This is a genomic window from Streptomyces sp. NPDC002309, from assembly GCF_053593375.1.
Window position 1 is genome coordinate 73,595 of sequence record NZ_JBSFCI010000023.1, and the last position, 16,873, is coordinate 90,467.

Annotated in this window: 14 protein-coding genes; 8 read left to right on the forward strand and 6 right to left on the reverse strand. The window is 72.1% G+C overall.

The genetic code is table 11. From position 1 onward, the window contains the following. The first annotated feature begins 388 nt into the window (after positions 1 to 388). Positions 389 to 1,036 carry a TetR/AcrR family transcriptional regulator gene (locus tag ACWCPM_RS20395; RefSeq protein ID WP_450977612.1) on the forward strand — a complete coding sequence of 216 codons (648 nt, stop codon included), beginning with the start codon at positions 389 to 391 and terminating at the stop codon, positions 1,034 to 1,036. A gap of 248 nt (positions 1,037 to 1,284) precedes the next feature. After that, positions 1,285 to 2,814: an MFS transporter gene (locus tag ACWCPM_RS20400; RefSeq protein WP_450977613.1), complete on the forward strand. Its 1,530-nt coding sequence runs from the start codon at positions 1,285 to 1,287 to the stop codon at positions 2,812 to 2,814. 67 nt (positions 2,815 to 2,881) lie between these two features. Here ACWCPM_RS20400 and ACWCPM_RS20405 read toward each other — a convergent pair whose 3' ends face one another. Beyond that, a complete protein-coding gene (locus ACWCPM_RS20405) occupies positions 2,882 to 3,409 on the reverse strand; it encodes a MarR family winged helix-turn-helix transcriptional regulator (RefSeq protein ID WP_450977614.1) in 528 nt (175 codons plus the stop codon). Between the two features lie 119 nt (positions 3,410 to 3,528). Between ACWCPM_RS20405 and ACWCPM_RS20410 the strand changes: the two genes are divergently transcribed. Beyond that, complete coding sequence (locus ACWCPM_RS20410) at positions 3,529 to 4,320, forward strand: dioxygenase family protein (RefSeq protein ID WP_450977615.1); 792 nt, start codon at positions 3,529 to 3,531, stop codon at positions 4,318 to 4,320. Between the two features lie 43 nt (positions 4,321 to 4,363). Here the strand turns inward: ACWCPM_RS20410 and ACWCPM_RS20415 are convergent, their stop codons facing one another. Continuing rightward, positions 4,364 to 4,882 (reverse strand): N-acetyltransferase family protein, encoded by a 519-nt coding sequence (locus ACWCPM_RS20415; protein WP_450977616.1) that lies wholly within the window; start codon positions 4,880 to 4,882, stop codon positions 4,364 to 4,366. 182 nt (positions 4,883 to 5,064) lie between these two features. Here ACWCPM_RS20415 and ACWCPM_RS20420 point away from each other — a divergent pair, with 182 nt between their 5' ends. Both ACWCPM_RS20420 and ACWCPM_RS20425 read left to right on the forward strand, forming a co-directional pair. Beyond that, a complete protein-coding gene (locus ACWCPM_RS20420; RefSeq protein ID WP_450977617.1) occupies positions 5,065 to 6,063 on the forward strand; it encodes a sigma-70 family RNA polymerase sigma factor in 999 nt (332 codons plus the stop codon). A gap of 651 nt (positions 6,064 to 6,714) precedes the next feature. Next, the gene (locus tag ACWCPM_RS20425; protein ID WP_450977618.1) at positions 6,715 to 7,419 is read left to right on the forward strand and encodes a TetR/AcrR family transcriptional regulator; all 705 of its coding nucleotides are present in this window, start codon (positions 6,715 to 6,717) and stop codon (positions 7,417 to 7,419) included. Between the two features lie 253 nt (positions 7,420 to 7,672). On the opposite strand, the gene ACWCPM_RS20430 is transcribed toward ACWCPM_RS20425, so the two are convergent. Continuing rightward, positions 7,673 to 8,638 (reverse strand): helix-turn-helix transcriptional regulator, encoded by a 966-nt coding sequence (locus ACWCPM_RS20430; protein ID WP_450977619.1) that lies wholly within the window; start codon positions 8,636 to 8,638, stop codon positions 7,673 to 7,675. 239 nt (positions 8,639 to 8,877) lie between these two features. Between ACWCPM_RS20430 and ACWCPM_RS20435 the strand changes: the two genes are divergently transcribed. The 3 genes from ACWCPM_RS20435 to ACWCPM_RS20445 all read left to right on the forward strand — a co-directional run bounded on the left by ACWCPM_RS20435 (position 8,878) and on the right by ACWCPM_RS20445 (position 12,975). Next, positions 8,878 to 9,639 (forward strand): DeoR/GlpR family DNA-binding transcription regulator, encoded by a 762-nt coding sequence (locus ACWCPM_RS20435; RefSeq protein ID WP_450977620.1) that lies wholly within the window; start codon positions 8,878 to 8,880, stop codon positions 9,637 to 9,639. Further along, complete coding sequence (gene pfkB / locus ACWCPM_RS20440) at positions 9,636 to 10,583, forward strand: 1-phosphofructokinase (protein WP_450977621.1); 948 nt, start codon at positions 9,636 to 9,638, stop codon at positions 10,581 to 10,583. Before ACWCPM_RS20435 ends, pfkB begins: the two co-directional genes overlap by 4 nt. A 232-nt stretch (positions 10,584 to 10,815) precedes the next feature. Further along, entirely contained in the window at positions 10,816 to 12,975 is a 2,160-nt protein-coding gene (locus ACWCPM_RS20445) for a PTS fructose transporter subunit IIABC (protein ID WP_450977622.1), read from the forward strand. Positions 12,976 to 13,446: 471 nt separating this feature from the next. Here ACWCPM_RS20445 and ACWCPM_RS20450 read toward each other — a convergent pair whose 3' ends face one another. From ACWCPM_RS20450 to ACWCPM_RS20460, 3 genes are all read right to left on the reverse strand, one after another. Next, a complete protein-coding gene (locus ACWCPM_RS20450; protein WP_450977623.1) occupies positions 13,447 to 14,193 on the reverse strand; it encodes a DUF6227 family protein in 747 nt (248 codons plus the stop codon). 214 nt (positions 14,194 to 14,407) lie between these two features. After that, complete coding sequence (locus ACWCPM_RS20455) at positions 14,408 to 15,625, reverse strand: L,D-transpeptidase (protein WP_450977624.1); 1,218 nt, start codon at positions 15,623 to 15,625, stop codon at positions 14,408 to 14,410. Between the two features lie 143 nt (positions 15,626 to 15,768). Continuing rightward, positions 15,769 to 16,797 (reverse strand): P1 family peptidase, encoded by a 1,029-nt coding sequence (locus ACWCPM_RS20460; RefSeq protein ID WP_450977625.1) that lies wholly within the window; start codon positions 16,795 to 16,797, stop codon positions 15,769 to 15,771. Positions 16,798 to 16,873: the final 76 nt, after the last annotated feature.

Below are 16,873 nucleotides of genomic sequence, written 5' to 3' on the forward strand. Positions count from 1 at the left end.
CACCCTGTGCCGGGTACGGCGCGGGCGCGCGCTGGAGCAGACCGATCGTGGGTTCGCGGTGAGTAAGCGCAGGTCGACGGGGTGTCGTCGTGGAGTTGAAGGGCTGTGACGCGGGTCACAGGAAATCGTTCGGCGGGCGGGAAATAACCGGGGATCGATTCCCCGTTTAACCACGCGTACGAGCGAAACGGGGGATCACTCCCCGGAACGCACCCCGACCAGCGTCACATCTGAGCCGTTCATCGGGTCAGTCAGCAGTCAGCAGTCAGCAGTCAGCAGTCAGCAGTCAGCAGTCAGCGACCGTCAGCCGTCAGCCGTCAGCCGTCAGCCGTCAGCCGTCAGCCGTCAGTCTCAGCCGTCAGTCAGTCACTCATCCAGGGAGTACGCCGTGCAGACCGCCACCCCCGAAGGCCGCAAGGCGCCCCGGCCGCGCGCCGACGCCCTGCGCAACCGGGAGCGGATCATCGCCGCCGCCCGCGAGATGTTCGTCGAGCACGGTCCGGACGTGCCCCTCGACGAGATCGCCCGCCGGGCCGGCGTCGGCAACGCCACGGTGTACCGCAACTTCCCGGACCGCGACGCCCTGGTCCGCGAGGTCGTCTGCTCGGTCATGGACCGTACGGCCCTGGCCGCCGAGCAGGCCCTCGCCGAGAACGGCGACGCCTTCGCCGCGCTGGAGCGCTTCGTGCACGCCTCCGCCGACGAACGGGTCAGCGCGCTGTGCCCGATGATCGCCAACACCTTCGACGAGCACCACCCCGACCTGGTGGCCGCGCGCAGCCGCGTCGAGCGGCTCGTCGGAGAGGTCATGGCCCGCGCCAAGGCGGCCGGGCAGCTCCGCACCGATGTGGGGGTCGGCGATCTGATGGTCGGCGTTGCGCAGCTCAGCCGGCCTCCGGCCGGTGCCGCGTGTCTCAGTGTCGACCGGTTCGTGCACCGGCATCTGCAGATGTTCCTGGACGGTCTGCGGGCACAGGCCCGCTCGGGCAGCCTGCCGGGCACGACCGTGACCATGGAGGACCTGCGCCAGGGCTGACAGTCGATCCTTTCCCAGCTGATGCCTCCCGGCTGATCCCTCCTAGCCGATCCCCTCCCTGCCGATTCCTTCCCGGCTGGTTCCTTCCCCGCCGATTCCTTCCCTGTCTTTCGCTTCTCCGTCTTCCCTTCCCTTACCGCCGTCATGGGCCCGTGGCCCCCTTCGGCAATGCGGCCCCGCGGCAACGTGGCCCGGTGGCATCCCGACGTCCCTTTTTTCCCTCCCGAAGTCCCGAAGTGGGTAGACCCATGTCTGAAACAGCCGTCAAGGCTCCCGGCGTCCCCGACGCCAACCGCTGGAAAGCGCTGGTCTTCATCGCGCTCGCCCAGCTGATGGTCGTCCTCGACGCCACCATCGTGAACATCGCCCTGCCCTCCGCCCAGCAGGATCTCGGCATCTCCGACGGCAACCGGCAGTGGGTCGTCACCGCCTACGCCCTCGCCTTCGGCGGGCTGCTGCTGTTCGGCGGCCGGATAGCCGACCTGTGGGGCCGCAAGCGCGCCTTCGTCCTCGGCCTGGCCGGCTTCGCCCTCGCCTCCGCGCTGGGCGGTGCCGCCACCAACGAGGCGATGATGTTCGGCGCCCGCGCCCTCCAGGGTGTCTTCGGCGCCCTGCTGGCTCCCGCCGCGCTCTCCCTGCTCGCCGTGATGTTCACCGACGCCAAGGAGCGCGCCAAGGCGTTCGGCATCTACGGCGCCATCGCCGGTGGTGGCGGTGCCGTCGGTCTGATCCTCGGCGGCTTCCTCACCGAGTACCTCGACTGGCGCTGGACGTTCTACGTCAACATCCCGTTCGCGGTGGTCGCCGCGGCCGGTGCCTGGTTCGTCATCCGTGAGCCCGAGGGCGGCCGCAACCGCTCCCCGCTCGACATCCCCGGTGTCTTCCTGTCCACCCTCGGTCTGGTCGCGCTGGTCTACGGCTTCACCCGCGCCGAGTCCGAGGGCTGGAGCGACGCCGTGACCATCACGATGTTCGTCGCGTCGGTCGTGCTGCTCGCCACGTTCGTGTTCGTCGAGGCCAAGGTCAAGGCCCCGCTGCTGCCGCTGCGCGTGCTCACCGAGCGCAACCGCGGTGGCGTCTACCTCTCGCTCGGCCTCGCGATCATCGCGATGTTCGGCCTGTTCCTCTTCCTGACCTACTACCTCCAGGTCGTGAAGGGCTACTCGCCGGTCAGGACGGGCTTCGCGTTCCTGCCGATGATCGCGGGCATGATCACCGGCTCCACCCAGATCGGCACCCGTCTGATGACCCGGGTCGCCCCGCGTCTGCTGATGGGCCCCGGCTTCCTGGTCGCCGCGCTCGGCATGCTGCTGCTGACCCAGCTGGAGATCGGCTCGTCGTACGCCGCCCTGCTGCTGCCGGCCATGCTGCTGCTGGGCCTCGGCATGGGTACGGCCTTCATGCCGGCGATGTCCCTGTCCACGCAGGGCGTCGAGCCGCGGGACGCCGGTGTCGCCTCCGCGATGGTCAACACCTCGCAGCAGGTGGGCGGCGCGATCGGCACGGCCCTGCTGAACACCATCGCCGCCTCGGCGACCACCTCGTACATCGCCGACCACATCGGTTCGGCGACGACCCGCTCGCAGCAGCAGCTCGTCCAGCTTGAGGGCCAGGTCCAGGGCTACACCAGTGCCATCTGGTTCGCCGTCGGCATCCTGGTCGCCGCCGCGGCGATCGCCCTGACGCTCGTGAACGCCGGCCGCCCGGACATGGGCGCGGTCACGGGCGGCGGCAAGGGCGCCGAGGGCGAGGTGCCGGTTCCGGTGGTCGCGCACTGACCCCCTGACGGCCGGCCCCGTCCCGTCGTACCCCTCGGGATGGACTCTTCGGGCGATCCGTACGACCTCAGCGAAGCCAGGGCAGGTCCGCCCCGGCCTCGCTGGGCTGAAGTCCCTCGGCGACGATCCGCATGATCTCGCCGAGGGACTTCTGCTGTTCCGGGGTGAGCCGCTCGAACAGCGACTGCCGCACGGCGGCCACATGGCCCGGTGCCGAGCGCTTCAGCACGTCCATGCCCCCCTCGGTGAGCACCGCGAACTGGCCCCTCTTGTCGGCGGGGCAGTCCTCGCGGCGGACCCAGCCGTTCTTCTCCAGCCGGGCGACGGCGTGCGACAGACGTGAGCGGGTGATCTTCGCGGACATCGCCAGCTCGGTCATCCGCAGCCGGTGCTGCGGGGACTCGGCGAGCTTGACGAGCAGGCCGTAGTAGATGTGCGGCATGCCGGCGTCGCGCTGGAGCTGGCGGTCGAGGTGGTCCTCCAGGAGCGTGGCGGCCTCGATGTACGAGCGCCACACGAACTGCTCCTCGTCGGAGAGCCAGTTCGGCTCGTCTCCGGGCGCGGACGCGGGTGCGGAAGTGGATGCCGTCTTCATGGGGCCCACTGTACGAGACTCTCCTTGAAACTTAAACAAATACTCGGTAGGGTCTGGCTCTGCGGAGAGATTGAGAGTTCAAGTATATTCGTCAAGTCCAGTCGGAGGGAGCCGCCGTCATGACCGCCGCCGCTCAGGAACGCCTGCCCGCCCTGTATCTCAGTCACGGCGCACCCCCGCTCGCGGACGACCCGGTATGGCCGGACGAGCTCGCCGCGTGGTCCGCCGGACTGCCCCGTCCGCGCGCGGTCCTCATCGTCTCCGCCCACTGGGAGGAGGCCCCGCTGGCCCTCGGAGCGACCCGTACCCTCCCCTTGGTCTACGACTTCTGGGGCTTCCCCGAGCACTACTACCAGGTCCGCTACGAGGCGCCGGGCGCCCCCGAACTCGCCGAGTCCGTACGCAAACTGCTGCGCGCGCCCGGCATGCCCGTGCAGGACGTGCCGGACCGGGGCCTGGACCACGGCGCGTACGTCCCGCTGGTCGAGATGTACCCCGAGGCCGACCTCCCCGTTCTCCAGGTCTCCCTGCCGACCCTCGACCCGGTGCGGCTGATGGAGATCGGCCGGCGGCTCGCCCCGCTGCGCGACGAGGGCGTGCTCATCGTCGGCTCCGGCTTCTTCACCCACAACCTTGCCGCGCTGCGCCACACCGGCGGGGGAGTGCCGGGCTGGTCGGCCGAGTTCGACGCGTGGGGCCGGGAGGCGCTGGAGGCCGGTGACGTCGACGCGCTGCTCGACTTCACCCACTCCTCCCCGGCCGGGCGGCTCGCCCACCCGCGCACCGAGCACTTCGCCCCGCTGTTCGTGACGATGGGCGCGGCGGACGCGGTGGGGGAGCTCGGGGAACAGAAGTCCGTGATCGACGGGTTCTGGAGGGGACTGGCGAAACGGTCGGTGCAGTTCGGCTGAGCCGTCGCCGTCGCCGTCGTCACGGCCGTCGTCGCGGCTGTCGCTACAGGGGCTTCTCGTACCAGGCGACGTCCCAGTAGCGGCCGAACTTGCGGCCGACCTCGCGGTAGGTGCCGACGTGCCGGAAGCCGAAGCGCTCGTGCAGTCGTGTGGAAGCCACGTTCGGCTGCGCGATGCCGGCGTAGGCGCGATGCAGGTCCTCGCCGGACAGGGCCTCGAAGAGGGCCCCGTACAGCAGCGTGCCGACGCCGCGGCCGGCGGCGTGCGGGGCGACGTAGACCGTGACCTCCACGGAGGTGCCGTAGGCGGGCTTGGCTCGATAAGGACTGGACGTGGCGTATCCCAGGATTTCCTGTGTGGCCGCGTCCGTGGCAACCATCAGGCGGTGCGGCCCGTCTGCCGGGTGGGAGAGCAACCAGGGTCGGCGCTCCTCCGGAGTGAAGATCGTCGTGTCGAATGTGATGGGCGTCTCACGTACGTAGTGGTTGTAGAGGTCGGTGAGGGCCGCGAGGTCACCCTCGACTCCCGGTCTGACCTGCACCTCTGTGCGCTCCGGTGGCACCGCGCCTCCTCATGTGGCCGGACAGGGTACTGCATGATCAGAAAAATCGAGGGGCGGGTTGGGAATTCTGTCCTGATTCCAGTCGTTGTTTCCATCGGATGCAGGGCACCCGAGGACTGACCGGCAGGGTGTCGAGCATACGAAGGACCACCCGCTGACCTCACCATCTCAAGGGAGCACGCATGGCAACCCGTGCCGTCGCCCGTCGCCCGTCCGCCTCCGGCGAGACCGTCGACGCGGCACGCAGTGTTCGCGCCCATGGCGGCGAGATCGCGGACCGCGATCTGGTCGGTATGTATCTGGACGAGATAGCGCGTACACCACTGCTCGACGCCGCCAAGGAGGTCGAGCTGTCCCAGACCATCGAGGCGGGTGTGTTCGCGCGGCAGGTGCTCGACGGGTGCGAGGAGTCGAAGGCCGACGCCACCCGCGAGGAGCTGGAGGCACTGGTCGCCGCGGGCGAGCGGGCCAAGGACGTCTTCATCCGGTCCAACCTCCGTCTGGTCGTCGCGGTCGCCCGTCGCTACCCGCGCAGCGGTCTGCCCCTGCTGGACCTGGTCCAGGAGGGCAACGCGGGCCTGGTGCGCGCCGTCGAGAAGTTCGACTACCGCAAGGGCTTCAAGTTCTCGACGTACGCCACCTGGTGGATCCGTCAGGCGATCACCCGCTCCATAGCGGACCAGTCGCGCACCATCCGGCTCCCCGTCCACCTGGTGGAGGAGCTGGGCCGGATCCGGCGCATCCAGCGCGAGTTCAACCGCGATCACGGCCGCGAGCCCGAGCCCGCCGAGATCGCCGGGGAGCTCGGATCCACGCCGGAGCGCGTCACGGACGTCCTGGACTGGGCGCGTGACCCCGTCTCGCTGAACATGGCGGTGGACGACGAGGGCGAGACCCAGTTCGGCGACCTGCTGGAGGACACGTCGGCGGTCAGCCCGGAGCAGTCCGTGATGACCCTGCTGCGCAGCGAGGAGCTGGACGACCTGATCGGCCGCCTCGACCAGCGCACGGCGTCCATCATCAAGATGCGGTACGGCATCGAGGACGGCCGGGAGCGGACCCTCACCGAGGTCGGCAAGGAGCATGGGCTGACGCGCGAGCGCATCCGCCAGATCGAGAAGCACGCGCTTCTGGAACTGAAGAAGCTGGCACGTCAGACCGGCTTCGACGCGGCGGCGTGAAGGCCGGGAGACCTGGCCGACGTGCCGCGCGGAGAACGTCGCGGGGGCGTACGCGGGGGCGTGAAGGTCCGCGCGAACATGGCTGTGTAACGCCGCTTCAAAAAACCCCGTCCCGGGAACAAGACTTCAGGGCGCGGGAGTTCGGGCCCGAGGGTGAGACCCCCGGGCGTCGGCGGCCTCCACGGTCCCCCGCACGGCAGCGCCCGTGAACGGCAACTGCCCCACGCCCCACCGAGAACCACGTCCCGACGCACTCCCCCCGGCGCCGGGACCTCCCTGAGCCGGGCTTCGGCGCCTTCCCCCGGGCGTCGGGGCCCGGCTCTCTTCTGTCGTGCGCGGCTACCGGGGGGGGCGGTCTTCGGGCCGGTTGTGGGGGCCTTCGGGCCGGTGGTGGGCGGTCTTCGGTTCGGCCGCGCGGTATCCGGTTCGCAGAGTGCGGTCTTCGGTTCGGCCGCGCGGTATCCGGTTCGCGGAGTACGGTCTCCGGTTCGGCTGTGGGCGGTCTCCGGTTCGGCGGCTGCGGTCTCCGGTTCGCGCGTGCGGCTGTCCGGCCGGTCGGGGGCGTGTCTGAGCGGCGGGGCACCCCGTACCTGAACCACGGGGTGGCCCGCCAGGATGGCAGATTGTGTCACATGGGCATAGCCTGCCGACGTGAGCAGGACCACCCCAGCAGAGCACTCCCGGGCGTCGGCGCCGTCCTCCTCCCTGACCGAACGGCGCAAGGCGGAGACTCGGTTGGAGATCGCCCGGACGGCGGCGGAGCTCTTCGCGCGGCACGGACTGCGGGCCACGCGTGCCGAGGACATCGCCCGGGCGGCGGGGATCGCGCCGCGCACTTTCTACCGCTACTTCGCCTCCAAGGAGGAGTCCGTCGCCCCCCTCTACGCGGCCGGCGCCCAGCGCTGGGTGGAGGCGGTACGCCGGGCCCCCGCCGGGCTGTCCCACCCGGAGGCCCTGAAGCACGCCGTGCGGCACACGCTGACGCCGGGCGCGGGGGTGTCGGCGGCGTCGTGGGACTGGGTGCGCACCCTGATCCGGATGGCCGAGGCGAACCCGGCGTTGCGGAGGGTGTGGGCCGAGGTGTGCCGGGCCTCCGAGGACGCGATGGCGGCGGCGTTGGCGGAGCGGGTGCCCGGAGCCGGCGGGGACGACCCGGCGGAGATCGCCGAGGGTGACGACAACGTTGCCTCACGGGTGTCACCGGAACTGCGCTTCACCGCGGCGGTCGCGAGCGCGGCCGTCCGGGTGGCGATGGAGACCTGGGCGTCCGGGGACGCTTCCCCGACGGGCCCCGAGGGGCCGGCGTCGCTGGCACTGCGAAACCTGGGGGCGCTACGGGATTTTCCGTGGGCGTGAGCGGGCGTGAGTGGGTCGGGGTGGGCGTGAGTGGGCGCCCTGCGGGGCGACTTCGGCGGGCGTGGGGCGGTGTTGCGGGGTTTTCGGCGCGTGTGCACGGGGAGGTGTTGCGGCGTCCTCGGTGACCGCGGGTGAGGGCGACGTCGCCGGGCGCTACGTGGACGTCAGTGGCGTACCGCGGGGCTTCCGGTGGGCGTCAGGGGCGTACCGCTGCGGGGCTGCCGGCGGGTGCGAGGCGGTCGGCGCGGCTCTCCTACCCGGCTGCTGCCCGGCTCAGCCGGCCCCCCAGTTCCCGCACGTGCTCCACGAGCGCGGCGGGCTCACGCACGGTGAACTCGCACCCCACCATCGCCAGGCGCGCCGCCACCCACTCCAGCGGGTCCGCCGTGCCGCCCCGCAGCCGGCACCGGGACTCGTCCAGCGCTTCGGGCGCGCCGAGCCACCCCCGCAACCGGGCCGCGACGACCTCGGCGGGCGCGTCGAACGTGACGGTGACCTCGTACGTCTCCTGGCGCCGTCGGATCGACTGCCGCAGGTACTCCGCCGCACTCCCCGTGGGCAGCTCCCGCGGGGTGAACCGCGCGCCGGTCGCGAAGGGCTCGCTCACCCGGTCGACGCGGAAGGTGCGCCAGTCCTCGCGCCCGAGGTCGTAGGCGACCAGATACCAGCGCAGCCCGGTCGACACGAGCCGGTACGGCTCCGCCAGGCGACGCGACTCGGTGCCGTCCCCGGCCCGGTACGCGAACCGCAGGCGCTCCCGGCCGGCCACCGCGGACGCCATCACGATCAGCGTCTCCGGTGCGATCGAGGGGCCGTCACCGCTGGTCAGGGCCGTGGTGGCGGTCTGCAAGGTCGCCACCCGGTGCCGTAGCCGGGTCGGCAGCACCTGCTCCAGTTTGGCCAGCGCCCGCACGGACGCCTCGTCGACGCCCTCCAGCGCGTGCCCCGCCCCGGCCCGCAGGCCCACGGCGATCGCCACCGCCTCCTCGTCGTCGAGGACGAGAGGTGGCATGGCCTTGCCCGCGACGAGCCGGTAGCCGCCGTCCGCGCCCTTGGACGCCCGCACGGGATAGCCCAGCTCCCGCAGCCGGTCGACGTCCCGCCGCACCGTGCGCCGCGAGACCCCGAGCCGGTCGGCGAGCTCACTGCCGGGCCATTCGCGGGGCGTCTGGAGGAGGGAGAGCAACTGGAGGAGCCGAGCGGGAGTGTCCGTCGTCATGAGTCCGAGGATGGCGCACAACTAGGACACGATCTGACCTAATGCCGACCTGGTGTGAGTCCGTTCACGCTCGGCCGGCCTCCGTGCTGCGTCGTGCTGTGCCGTGCCGTGCCGCGGAACGCGCGCCCGTAAGTCCGTTCATGCCCGATCGAGGCCCGCACGTGTTTACTTTCCCGCTATCCGGGGCGTAGTCTTCGCCTGAAACCACACGTTCGGGCATGGGTTGGAGGCGAACGGGCATGTACGCACCGGAGCGGCAACAGGAGATCCTCCGGATCGCCCGCGACGGCGGCCGGGTGGACGTCGTGTCGCTGGCCGAGGAGTTCCAGGTCACGGCCGAGACCATCCGCCGTGACCTGAAGGCCCTCGACCGCGCCGGCCTCCTGCGCCGGGTGCACGGCGGCGCCATCCCCGTCGGCCGCCTCGACTTCGAGCCGGATCTCGCCGAGCGCGAGTCGACGTCCGCCGACGAGAAGGACCGCATCGCCAGGGCGGCCCTCGCCGAACTGCCCACCGAGGGCACGATGATCCTCGACGCCGGCACGACGACGGCCCGCCTCGCCGCGGCCATTCCGCTGGACGCGTCGCTCACCGTCGTCACCCACAGCCTGCCGATCGCCGCCCGTCTCGCCGACCACCCCGGCATCCAGCTCCACCTCGTCGGCGGACGCGTCCGGCACCGCACCCGTGCCGCCGTGGACGCCTGGGCGCTGCGGGCGTACGGCGAGATCCGGGCCGACGTCTCCTTCGTGGCGGCCAACGGCTTCTCCGCCGAGCACGGCCTGACCACCCCCGACCTCGCCGAGGCCGCCGTCAAGCGCGCGGCCCTCGCCGCCGCCCGCCGCGTGGTGCTGCTCGCCGACTCCTCCAAGCACGGCCAGGAGCACTTCGCCCGCTTCGGCGACCTGGGCGACGTGGACCTGCTGATCACCGACGACGAGCTCAGCCCCGAGGACGCCACCGCCATCGAGCGCGGCGGCACGGAAGTGGTGCGCGCATGATCCTCACCGTCACCCCCAACCCTTCCCTCGACCGCACCTACGAGGTCCCCGCCCTGGAGCGTGGCGAGGTCGTCCGCGCCACCGTCGAGCGCGTGGACCCCGGCGGCAAGGGCGTGAACGTCTCACGGGCCGTCGCCGCCGCGGGCCGGCGCACGGTGGCGGTACTGCCCTTGGGCGGCGCCCCGGGTGCGGTCGTCGCCGAACTCCTCGACGCGCAGGGCATCGAGGTCGCGCCGGTCCCGGTCGCGGGTGCCACGCGTTCGAACATCGCCCTCGCGGAGGCGGACGGCGTCCTCACCAAGATCAACGCTCCCGGACCCGAGCTGTCGGAGCGGGAGCGGGAACTGCTTTTCACAACGGTCCGCGCCCAGGCCCGCGACGCCGACTGGATCGCCTGCTGCGGAAGCCTGCCGCGCGGCCTCGCGCCCTCCTGGTACGCCGAGCTGGTCGCCCGCGCGCACGCCGGGGGCGCCCGGATCGCGCTCGACACCTCGGGACGCGCCCTGCTGGAGGCGCTGCGGGAGCGGCCCGACGTGGTGAAGCCGAACGCCGAGGAGCTCGCGGAGGCCGTCGGACGGCCGCTGGCGACCGTCGGTGACGCGGTGAAGGCGGCCGAGGAGCTGCGCGAGCGGGGCGCGCGCGCCGTGCTGGCGAGCCTCGGCGCCGACGGCCAGTTGCTGGTGGACGACGCCGGCATCTGGTTCGGCAGCGCCCGCGTGGACGTGGTGCGCTCCAACGTGGGCGCGGGCGACGCCTCGCTCGCCGGCTTCCTGATCGCCGGCGGCCGCGGCCCGGAAGCCCTCGCCTCCGCCGTGGCGCACGGCGCGGCGGCCGTGCAGCTGCCCGGCAGCGTGATGCCGGCCCCGGGCGACCTGGACCCGGCGGCGGTGACGGTCACCTCGGACGTGCCGGTCGACCTCGAGCTGAAGGAGCCGGTGTCATGAGCGCGCGTACGGCGTTCGGCCCGGCGCCCGTGGAATCGGCCCGTGCGAGGCGGGGTTCCCCGTTACTCGCCGCGGCCGTCGGCCGGCAGGGCACCCTGAGCCGTCCTGCCGTCGCGCGGAGGCGGAGCTTCCCCGGTCCCGCCTCCGCCACCACCCCCGCACTGTTCCCCCTCCCCGTCCTGACCCCCGCCCACCGCACCTCACGGGCGATACGCGTGCGAAGGAGCCCGCGATGAGCGACATGATCACCGCGGACCTGGTCGATCTCGACCTGTCCGCCGACACCAAGGAAGCGGCGGCCCGTGCCCTCGCCGAGCGCATGGTGGCCCTGGGCCGGGTGACCGACCTGGACGGTTTCCTCGCCGACGTGGCCGCCCGTGAGGCACAGATGCCGACCGGCCTCGACGGCGGCATCGGCATCCCGCACTGCCGCAGCGAGCACGTCACCGAGCCGACGCTCGCCTTCGGGCGCAGCGCCGCCGGGATCGACTTCGGTGCCGCGGACGGTCCCGCCGACCTGGTCTTCCTGATCGCCGCGCCCGCCGGTGCCGACGACGCCCACCTGACGATCCTGTCGGCGCTGGCACGGCAGTTGATGAACGCCGAGTTCACCGACGCGCTGCGGGCGGTCGGGGATCCGTCGGCCGCGGCGGCACTGATCCGGGGGGACGAGACTCCGGCGACCGCTGCCTCCGTGGACTCCATGGACTCCGTGGACTCCGAGAACTCCGTGGCGGCGTCGGGAGCGGCCTCTCGCGACGCCGCCACGGGTGACACCACGGGCACCGGCACCGCCGCCGTCACGGGCTCCGGGGGCACCTCCGTCTCGCACGGGACCTCCCTCCCGCACGGGACCTCCGGTGAGGGTGTCGGCTCCGGCGGTTCGGCCGAGGAGCGCCCCTTCCGCGTCGTCGCCGTCACCTCCTGCCCCACCGGTATCGCCCACACCTACATGGCGGCCGAGTCGCTGGAGATCGCGGGCCGCGCGGGCGGGGTCGAGATCGTCGTCGAGACGCAGGGCTCGGCCGGCTTCACCCGGCTCGACCCGGCGGTCATCGCGGCGGCGGACGGCGTGATCTTCGCCCATGACCTGCCCGTACGCGAGAAGGACCGCTTCGCGGGCAAGCCCACCGTCGACGTCGGGGTCAAGGCGGGTATCAACCGCGCCGCCGAGCTGATCACCGAGGTGCGCGGCAAGGCGGAGCGCGGTGAGGTCAGTGGGGCCGCCCGGCCCGGCGCCACCCCCGTGGAGCGCGCCGGTGAGCCCGGCGAGGGCTACGGAACCAAGCTGCGCAAGTGGCTGATGTCCGGTGTGAGCTACATGGTTCCGTTCGTCGCCGCCGGCGGTCTGCTCATCGCCCTCGGCTTCGCGATCGGCGGCTACCAGATCAACGAGGCCAAGTCGGTCACCGAGCACTTCGACTGGGGCCAGATCGACAGCTGGGGCGCCCTGCTGTTCCAGATCGGCGCCGCGGCCTTCGGCTTCCTCGTCCCGGTCCTCGCCGGCTACATCGCCTACGGCATGGCCGACCGTCCCGGACTCGTGCCCGGCTTCGTCGGCGGTGCGATCTCCCTGACCATCGGCGCGGGCTTCCTCGGCGGTCTGGTCGCCGGTCTCCTCGCCGGTGGGGTGGTCCTGGCCATCCAGCGCGTCAACATCCCGGCGCCGCTGCGAGGGATCATGCCCGTGGTGGTGATCCCGCTGATCTCCTCGGCGGTCGTCGGGTTCCTGATGTTCGTGGTCATCGGCAAGCCCATCGCGGAGGCCCAGAAGGCGCTCACCGACTGGCTGAACGGCCTGTCCGGCGCCAACGCCGTCCTCCTCGGCGTGCTGCTCGGCCTGATGATGTGCTTCGACCTCGGCGGTCCGGTGAACAAGGTGGCCTACACCTTCGCGACCGCGGGCATCTCCGTCGCGGCCCCCAGCGACTCCGCGATGAAGATCATGGCCGCGGTGATGGCCGCGGGCATGGTCCCGCCGCTGGGCCTGGCCCTCGCCACCACCGTCCGCCGGAAGCTGTTCACCGACGCCGAACGCGAGAACGGCAAGGCCGCCTGGGTGCTCGGTGCCTCGTTCATCTCCGAGGGCGCGATCCCGTTCGCGGCGGCCGACCCGCTGCGCGTCATCCCCTCCGCCATGGCGGGCGGCGCGGTCACCGGCGCCCTGGCCATGTCGTTCGGCTCGACCCTGCGCGCCCCGCACGGCGGCATCTGGGTCACGTTCCTGATCGGCAAGCCGCTGCTGTACCTGCTGGCCATCGCTGCCGGCACGGCGGTCACGGCGGGCCTGGTCATCATCCTCAAGGGCCTGCGCAAGCCGGTCGCCGGGGCCCGGGAGAACGAGCCTGTGGCGGTGCCGGCGGAGGCCAAGCAGCCGGTGGCGGCCGCGTAGCCGCCGAGGCGGCCGCGGGACACGCGGAGACAGCACGGCCCGGGACCGCTTCAGGTCCCGGGCCGTGCTGTCTGTCGGTCGATGAGGCCGTCGCGGCCGGTTTCCGGCCGGCGCCCCGCAGGACGGCGGCGTCGCGGCGCCGCGCCACGGGCGTGCTTTCGGGCTGGTGCTCCACGGGCCGGCGTCAGAGCAGCGCTCCATAGGCGTGTCTCCGGCCGGTGCTCCTCGGGCCGGAATCGAGGTGCCGTGCCACAGGCGTGCCTCCCGCTGGCGTTCCACGGGCCGGCGTCAGAGCAGCGCTGCACCGGCCTGCCTCCGGCCGGCGTTCCACGGGCCGGAACCGGGGCGGCGTTCCGCAGGGCGGCCTCAGGGCGCACGGCGTTCCGCGGGGCGTCCTCCCGCCGGCGCGCTCCACAGGCCCACGTGCTCCACAGGCACGCGCGCCCACTGGCCCGCGTCCGGGCGCGCCCCTCAGGACAACTGCGCGGCCCGGCGCTCCATGGCTTCGCGCGCCGCGTCCTCCGTCGTGTAGACCTCGCACATGTGCCGGCCGTCCGGCGTGGCCGTGTGCTCCACCTCCCACACGGAGACCTCCTGCCCGTCGCACAGCAGGAACGCGTGCTCGTAGAGCGCGAAGCCCAGCCCGACGCGTCCCGCCCGGCAGGGCCGCCCGAAGGCCTGCGTGATCTGGTGCGCGCACGCCGTGGCGAGCAGTTCGGCCGCCTCCGCGTCCGGGCGGTCCGGGTTCTCCGCCCGGCGCAGCAGCCGGCGCGCGTGATCCGCCGAGTCGTCCGGCACGTACGCGTGCCGCGGTGCGGGGATCGACGACAGGTCCTCCGGCACCCGCAGCTCGAAGTCCGGTGTCTCCGTGGGCAGCGGGAGCCGGGCACCCGCGGCGCACAACTCGTCATGGTCGACGTACACCTCGTGCTGCGGGACTCCGCCCGGCGTGGTGTTGTGGACGAGCTCCCAGAGAGTGAGCGCCGAGCCGTCGGCGAGCAGCCAGGTGTGCCGGTACGTCTCCTGGTGCAGTCCCGCGCCGTGGTGCGCGGAGTGCAGCGAACTGTCGTGCGCCAAGGCGCTGTCGAGCCGCCCGATCGTCTCGTCGGGCAGCTCGAACGAGTTCAGGGCGCGTCCGAGCAGCCGCTCCAGATGCTCCTCCGGAGACTCGGGTGAATCGGGTGGTTCGTACGCTGCCGTCTCGTACGGAACGCTCAAGGTTTCTCCCGGCGTTGCTGCATGTCACCTTGTGGGTGCATACCGTAGCCCCTCGATCGGACATCATGTCCGGGAACCGAGAAAACGTACGCCCGGAAAACGGCGGGGCCGCGCGAGAGGTTCCCGCACGACCCGACACTCCGTCAAAGACCGCTGATGAACAGGCTGCGTACGGTTGCGGCCCCCGTCGCGCCGCGCGGTGCCGTCGCGGTGGTCAGGCGGAACTCCCGGCGGTCCACTCGCTCCACGCCATGTTCCAGCCGTTGAGGCCGTTGTCCGGCGCCACCGTGGAGTCCGCGGAGTTCTTGACGATCACGACGTCCCCGAGGGCGGAGTTCTCGTAGAACCACTTGGCCGGGGTGTCGCCCTGCCCGCCCTGCACGTCCTGGAGCCCGACGCAGCCGTGGCTGGAGCCGTACCGGCCGAAGGGCGGGTCGGACGGCTTGTACCAGTAGTTGCCGTGGATGAACGTGCCGGACGTGGTCAGCCGCATCGCGTGCGGCACGTCCGGGATGTCGTAGGCGTCGGCGAGGTCGACCGTGCGGCTGTCCATCCGTGTCTCCGCCAGCTTCTCGGAGATCACCATCTGTCCGTTGTACGTGGTGAACTCCGGGCTGCCCGCCGAGATCGGGATCGTCCGGACCGTCCTGCCGTCGCGCACCACCGTCATCGTCTGCGTCTTCGCGTCCACCGTGGAGACCTGCGAGCGCCCGATCGTGAAGGTGACCGTCTTCTTCTGCACGCCGTGGACGCCGTTCGCGCCCTCCACCCCGTCCAGGTCGATCTTCATGGTGACCTTGGAGCCGGCCTTCCAGTACTCCTCCGGCCGGAAGTCGAGGCGCTGCTCCCCGAACCAGTGCCCGACGACCTTCTGCCCGCTGCTCGACGTGACCGTGATGCGCGACTGCACGGCCTTCCTGTCGCTGATCGCCTTGTCGAACCTGAAGGACACGGGCATCCCGACCCCGACCGTCGTCCCGTCGTCCGGCGTGTACGTCCCGATGAAGCTGTTGGCCTTCGTCACCGTCGTGAAGGTGGAGTCCGCGGCGACGGACCTGCCGTCCGAGCCCTTCGCGGTCGCCGCGATCTCGTACTTGGTGCCGCGCTCCAGCTGCTCCTTCGGCTTCCAGCTGCCACCGTCCGCGGAGACCGTCCCCGGCACCGCCCGGCCGGTGTCGGCCACCGTCATCCGCACCTCGGTCAGCTTCCCGCCGCTGACCTCGACGCCGGTCGAGTTGATCGACGCGCCGCTCGAACCGTCCTCGGCCGAGATGACGATCCGCGCCGCCGGGGCCTTCGTCCCGCCGTCGCCGTCCTTGCCGTCGTTGTCGGCCTTGGCGCTGCCCGTGCAGGCGGTGAGGGCGAGCGCGCCGGCCACCAGGGCGGCGGTGGCCGCCGTCGTGCGCCGTATTGCTATGTCCGGCGTAGTCACGGTCTGCTCCAGGTTCGTGTGAAGTGGGTGATCCGCTCCGATGCGTGGAGAAAGAGTGGACCGGGGGCCGGTCGGGTTCCCTCCACCCGGAAGAAGCGTCATCACGTGACAGAACCGGGACAATCGCAGCCCGCGCGGAACACTCAACTCCTGCCGTACAGCTCCGAGTAGGAGGGCCAGCTGCCGCCCTCCGTCGTCACCGGCTCTGCCGCCCGCACCGCCCGCACGATCGCCCGGGTCACCAAGTCCGCGCCCGCCGCCAGGATCTCGTTCAGCGCCAGCGGCTGCGCGAGGTCGAGCGCGCGCGCACCGGTCGCCAGCGCGAAGACCGTGTCGCCGTCGTGCAGCAGATGCACCGGGCGCACCGCGCGCGCGATGCCGTCGTGCGCCGTTCCCGCCAGCTTCTGGGCCTGCGCCTTCGACAGATCCGCGTCCGTGGCCACCACCGCGAGCGTGGTGTTCAGCGGGGGTGGCGCGTTGCGCGCCGCGCTCTCGGCCAGCCGCGCGCGGGCCGCCTCGTGCACCCTCGCCTCCGGGTAGTTCACCCGCCCCTGGAACAACTCCCCGTACAGCACCCCCGTCTCCGGATCCACGACCGACCCCGCCGCGTTGGCCACCACCAGCGCGGCCACCGTGATCCCGGACTCCAGGACGACGCTCGCGGTGCCGACCCCGCCCTTCACCACCCCGGCCACGGCCCCCGTACCCGCGCCCACGGAGCCCTCCCGCACCGCCGCGCCGATCTCGCTCGCCGCGGCGGCCTCCACGGCGGCCCTGCCCAGCGCGGCGTCCGGCCTGGCCCGGAAGTCGCCGCCCCGCCCCAGGTCGAACACGCACGCCGCGGGTACCACCGGCACGACGTGCGCCGGGTCCGGCCCGACACGCACCCCGCGCCCCCTCTCCTCCAGCCAGGCCATCACTCCGGACGCCGAGTCGAGGCCGTAGGCGCTGCCGCCGGTCAGGACGACCGCCTCGGCCTTCTGCACCACGTTGCGCGGGTCGAGCGCGTCGGTCTCCTTGGTGCCGGGGCCGCCGCCGCGCACGTCCACCGCGGCGGTGGCGCCGCCCTCGGGTGCGAGGACGACCGTGGTGCCGGTGAGCCGGCCGTCGCCGGTGCGCGTCGCGTGTCCCACTCGCAGGCCGGTCACGTCCGTCAGAGCATCAACTGTCATGGAGACCAGTCTCCTGCCCCGGCGGCGCCCGTCCCCGGAGCCCGCCGCCGGACCCGGAGCGGGCGCTGCCGCAGTC

Bases quoted from the DNA above. Each gene is read 5' to 3' on its own strand.
- ACWCPM_RS20400 (WP_450977613.1), top strand. From the start codon at position 1,285: ATGTCTGAAACAGCCGTCAAGGCTCCCGGCGTCCCCGACGCCAACCGC.
- ACWCPM_RS20405 (WP_450977614.1), bottom strand. From the start codon at position 3,409: ATGAAGACGGCATCCACTTCCGCACCCGCGTCCGCGCCCGGAGACGAG.
- ACWCPM_RS20410 (WP_450977615.1), top strand. From the start codon at position 3,529: ATGACCGCCGCCGCTCAGGAACGCCTGCCCGCCCTGTATCTCAGTCAC.
- ACWCPM_RS20445 (WP_450977622.1), top strand. From the start codon at position 10,816: ATGAGCGACATGATCACCGCGGACCTGGTCGATCTCGACCTGTCCGCC.
- ACWCPM_RS20420 (WP_450977617.1), top strand. From the start codon at position 5,065: ATGGCAACCCGTGCCGTCGCCCGTCGCCCGTCCGCCTCCGGCGAGACC.
- ACWCPM_RS20435 (WP_450977620.1), top strand. From the start codon at position 8,878: ATGTACGCACCGGAGCGGCAACAGGAGATCCTCCGGATCGCCCGCGAC.
- pfkB (WP_450977621.1), top strand. From the start codon at position 9,636: ATGATCCTCACCGTCACCCCCAACCCTTCCCTCGACCGCACCTACGAG.
- ACWCPM_RS20430 (WP_450977619.1), bottom strand. From the start codon at position 8,638: ATGACGACGGACACTCCCGCTCGGCTCCTCCAGTTGCTCTCCCTCCTC.
- ACWCPM_RS20460 (WP_450977625.1), bottom strand. From the start codon at position 16,797: ATGACAGTTGATGCTCTGACGGACGTGACCGGCCTGCGAGTGGGACAC.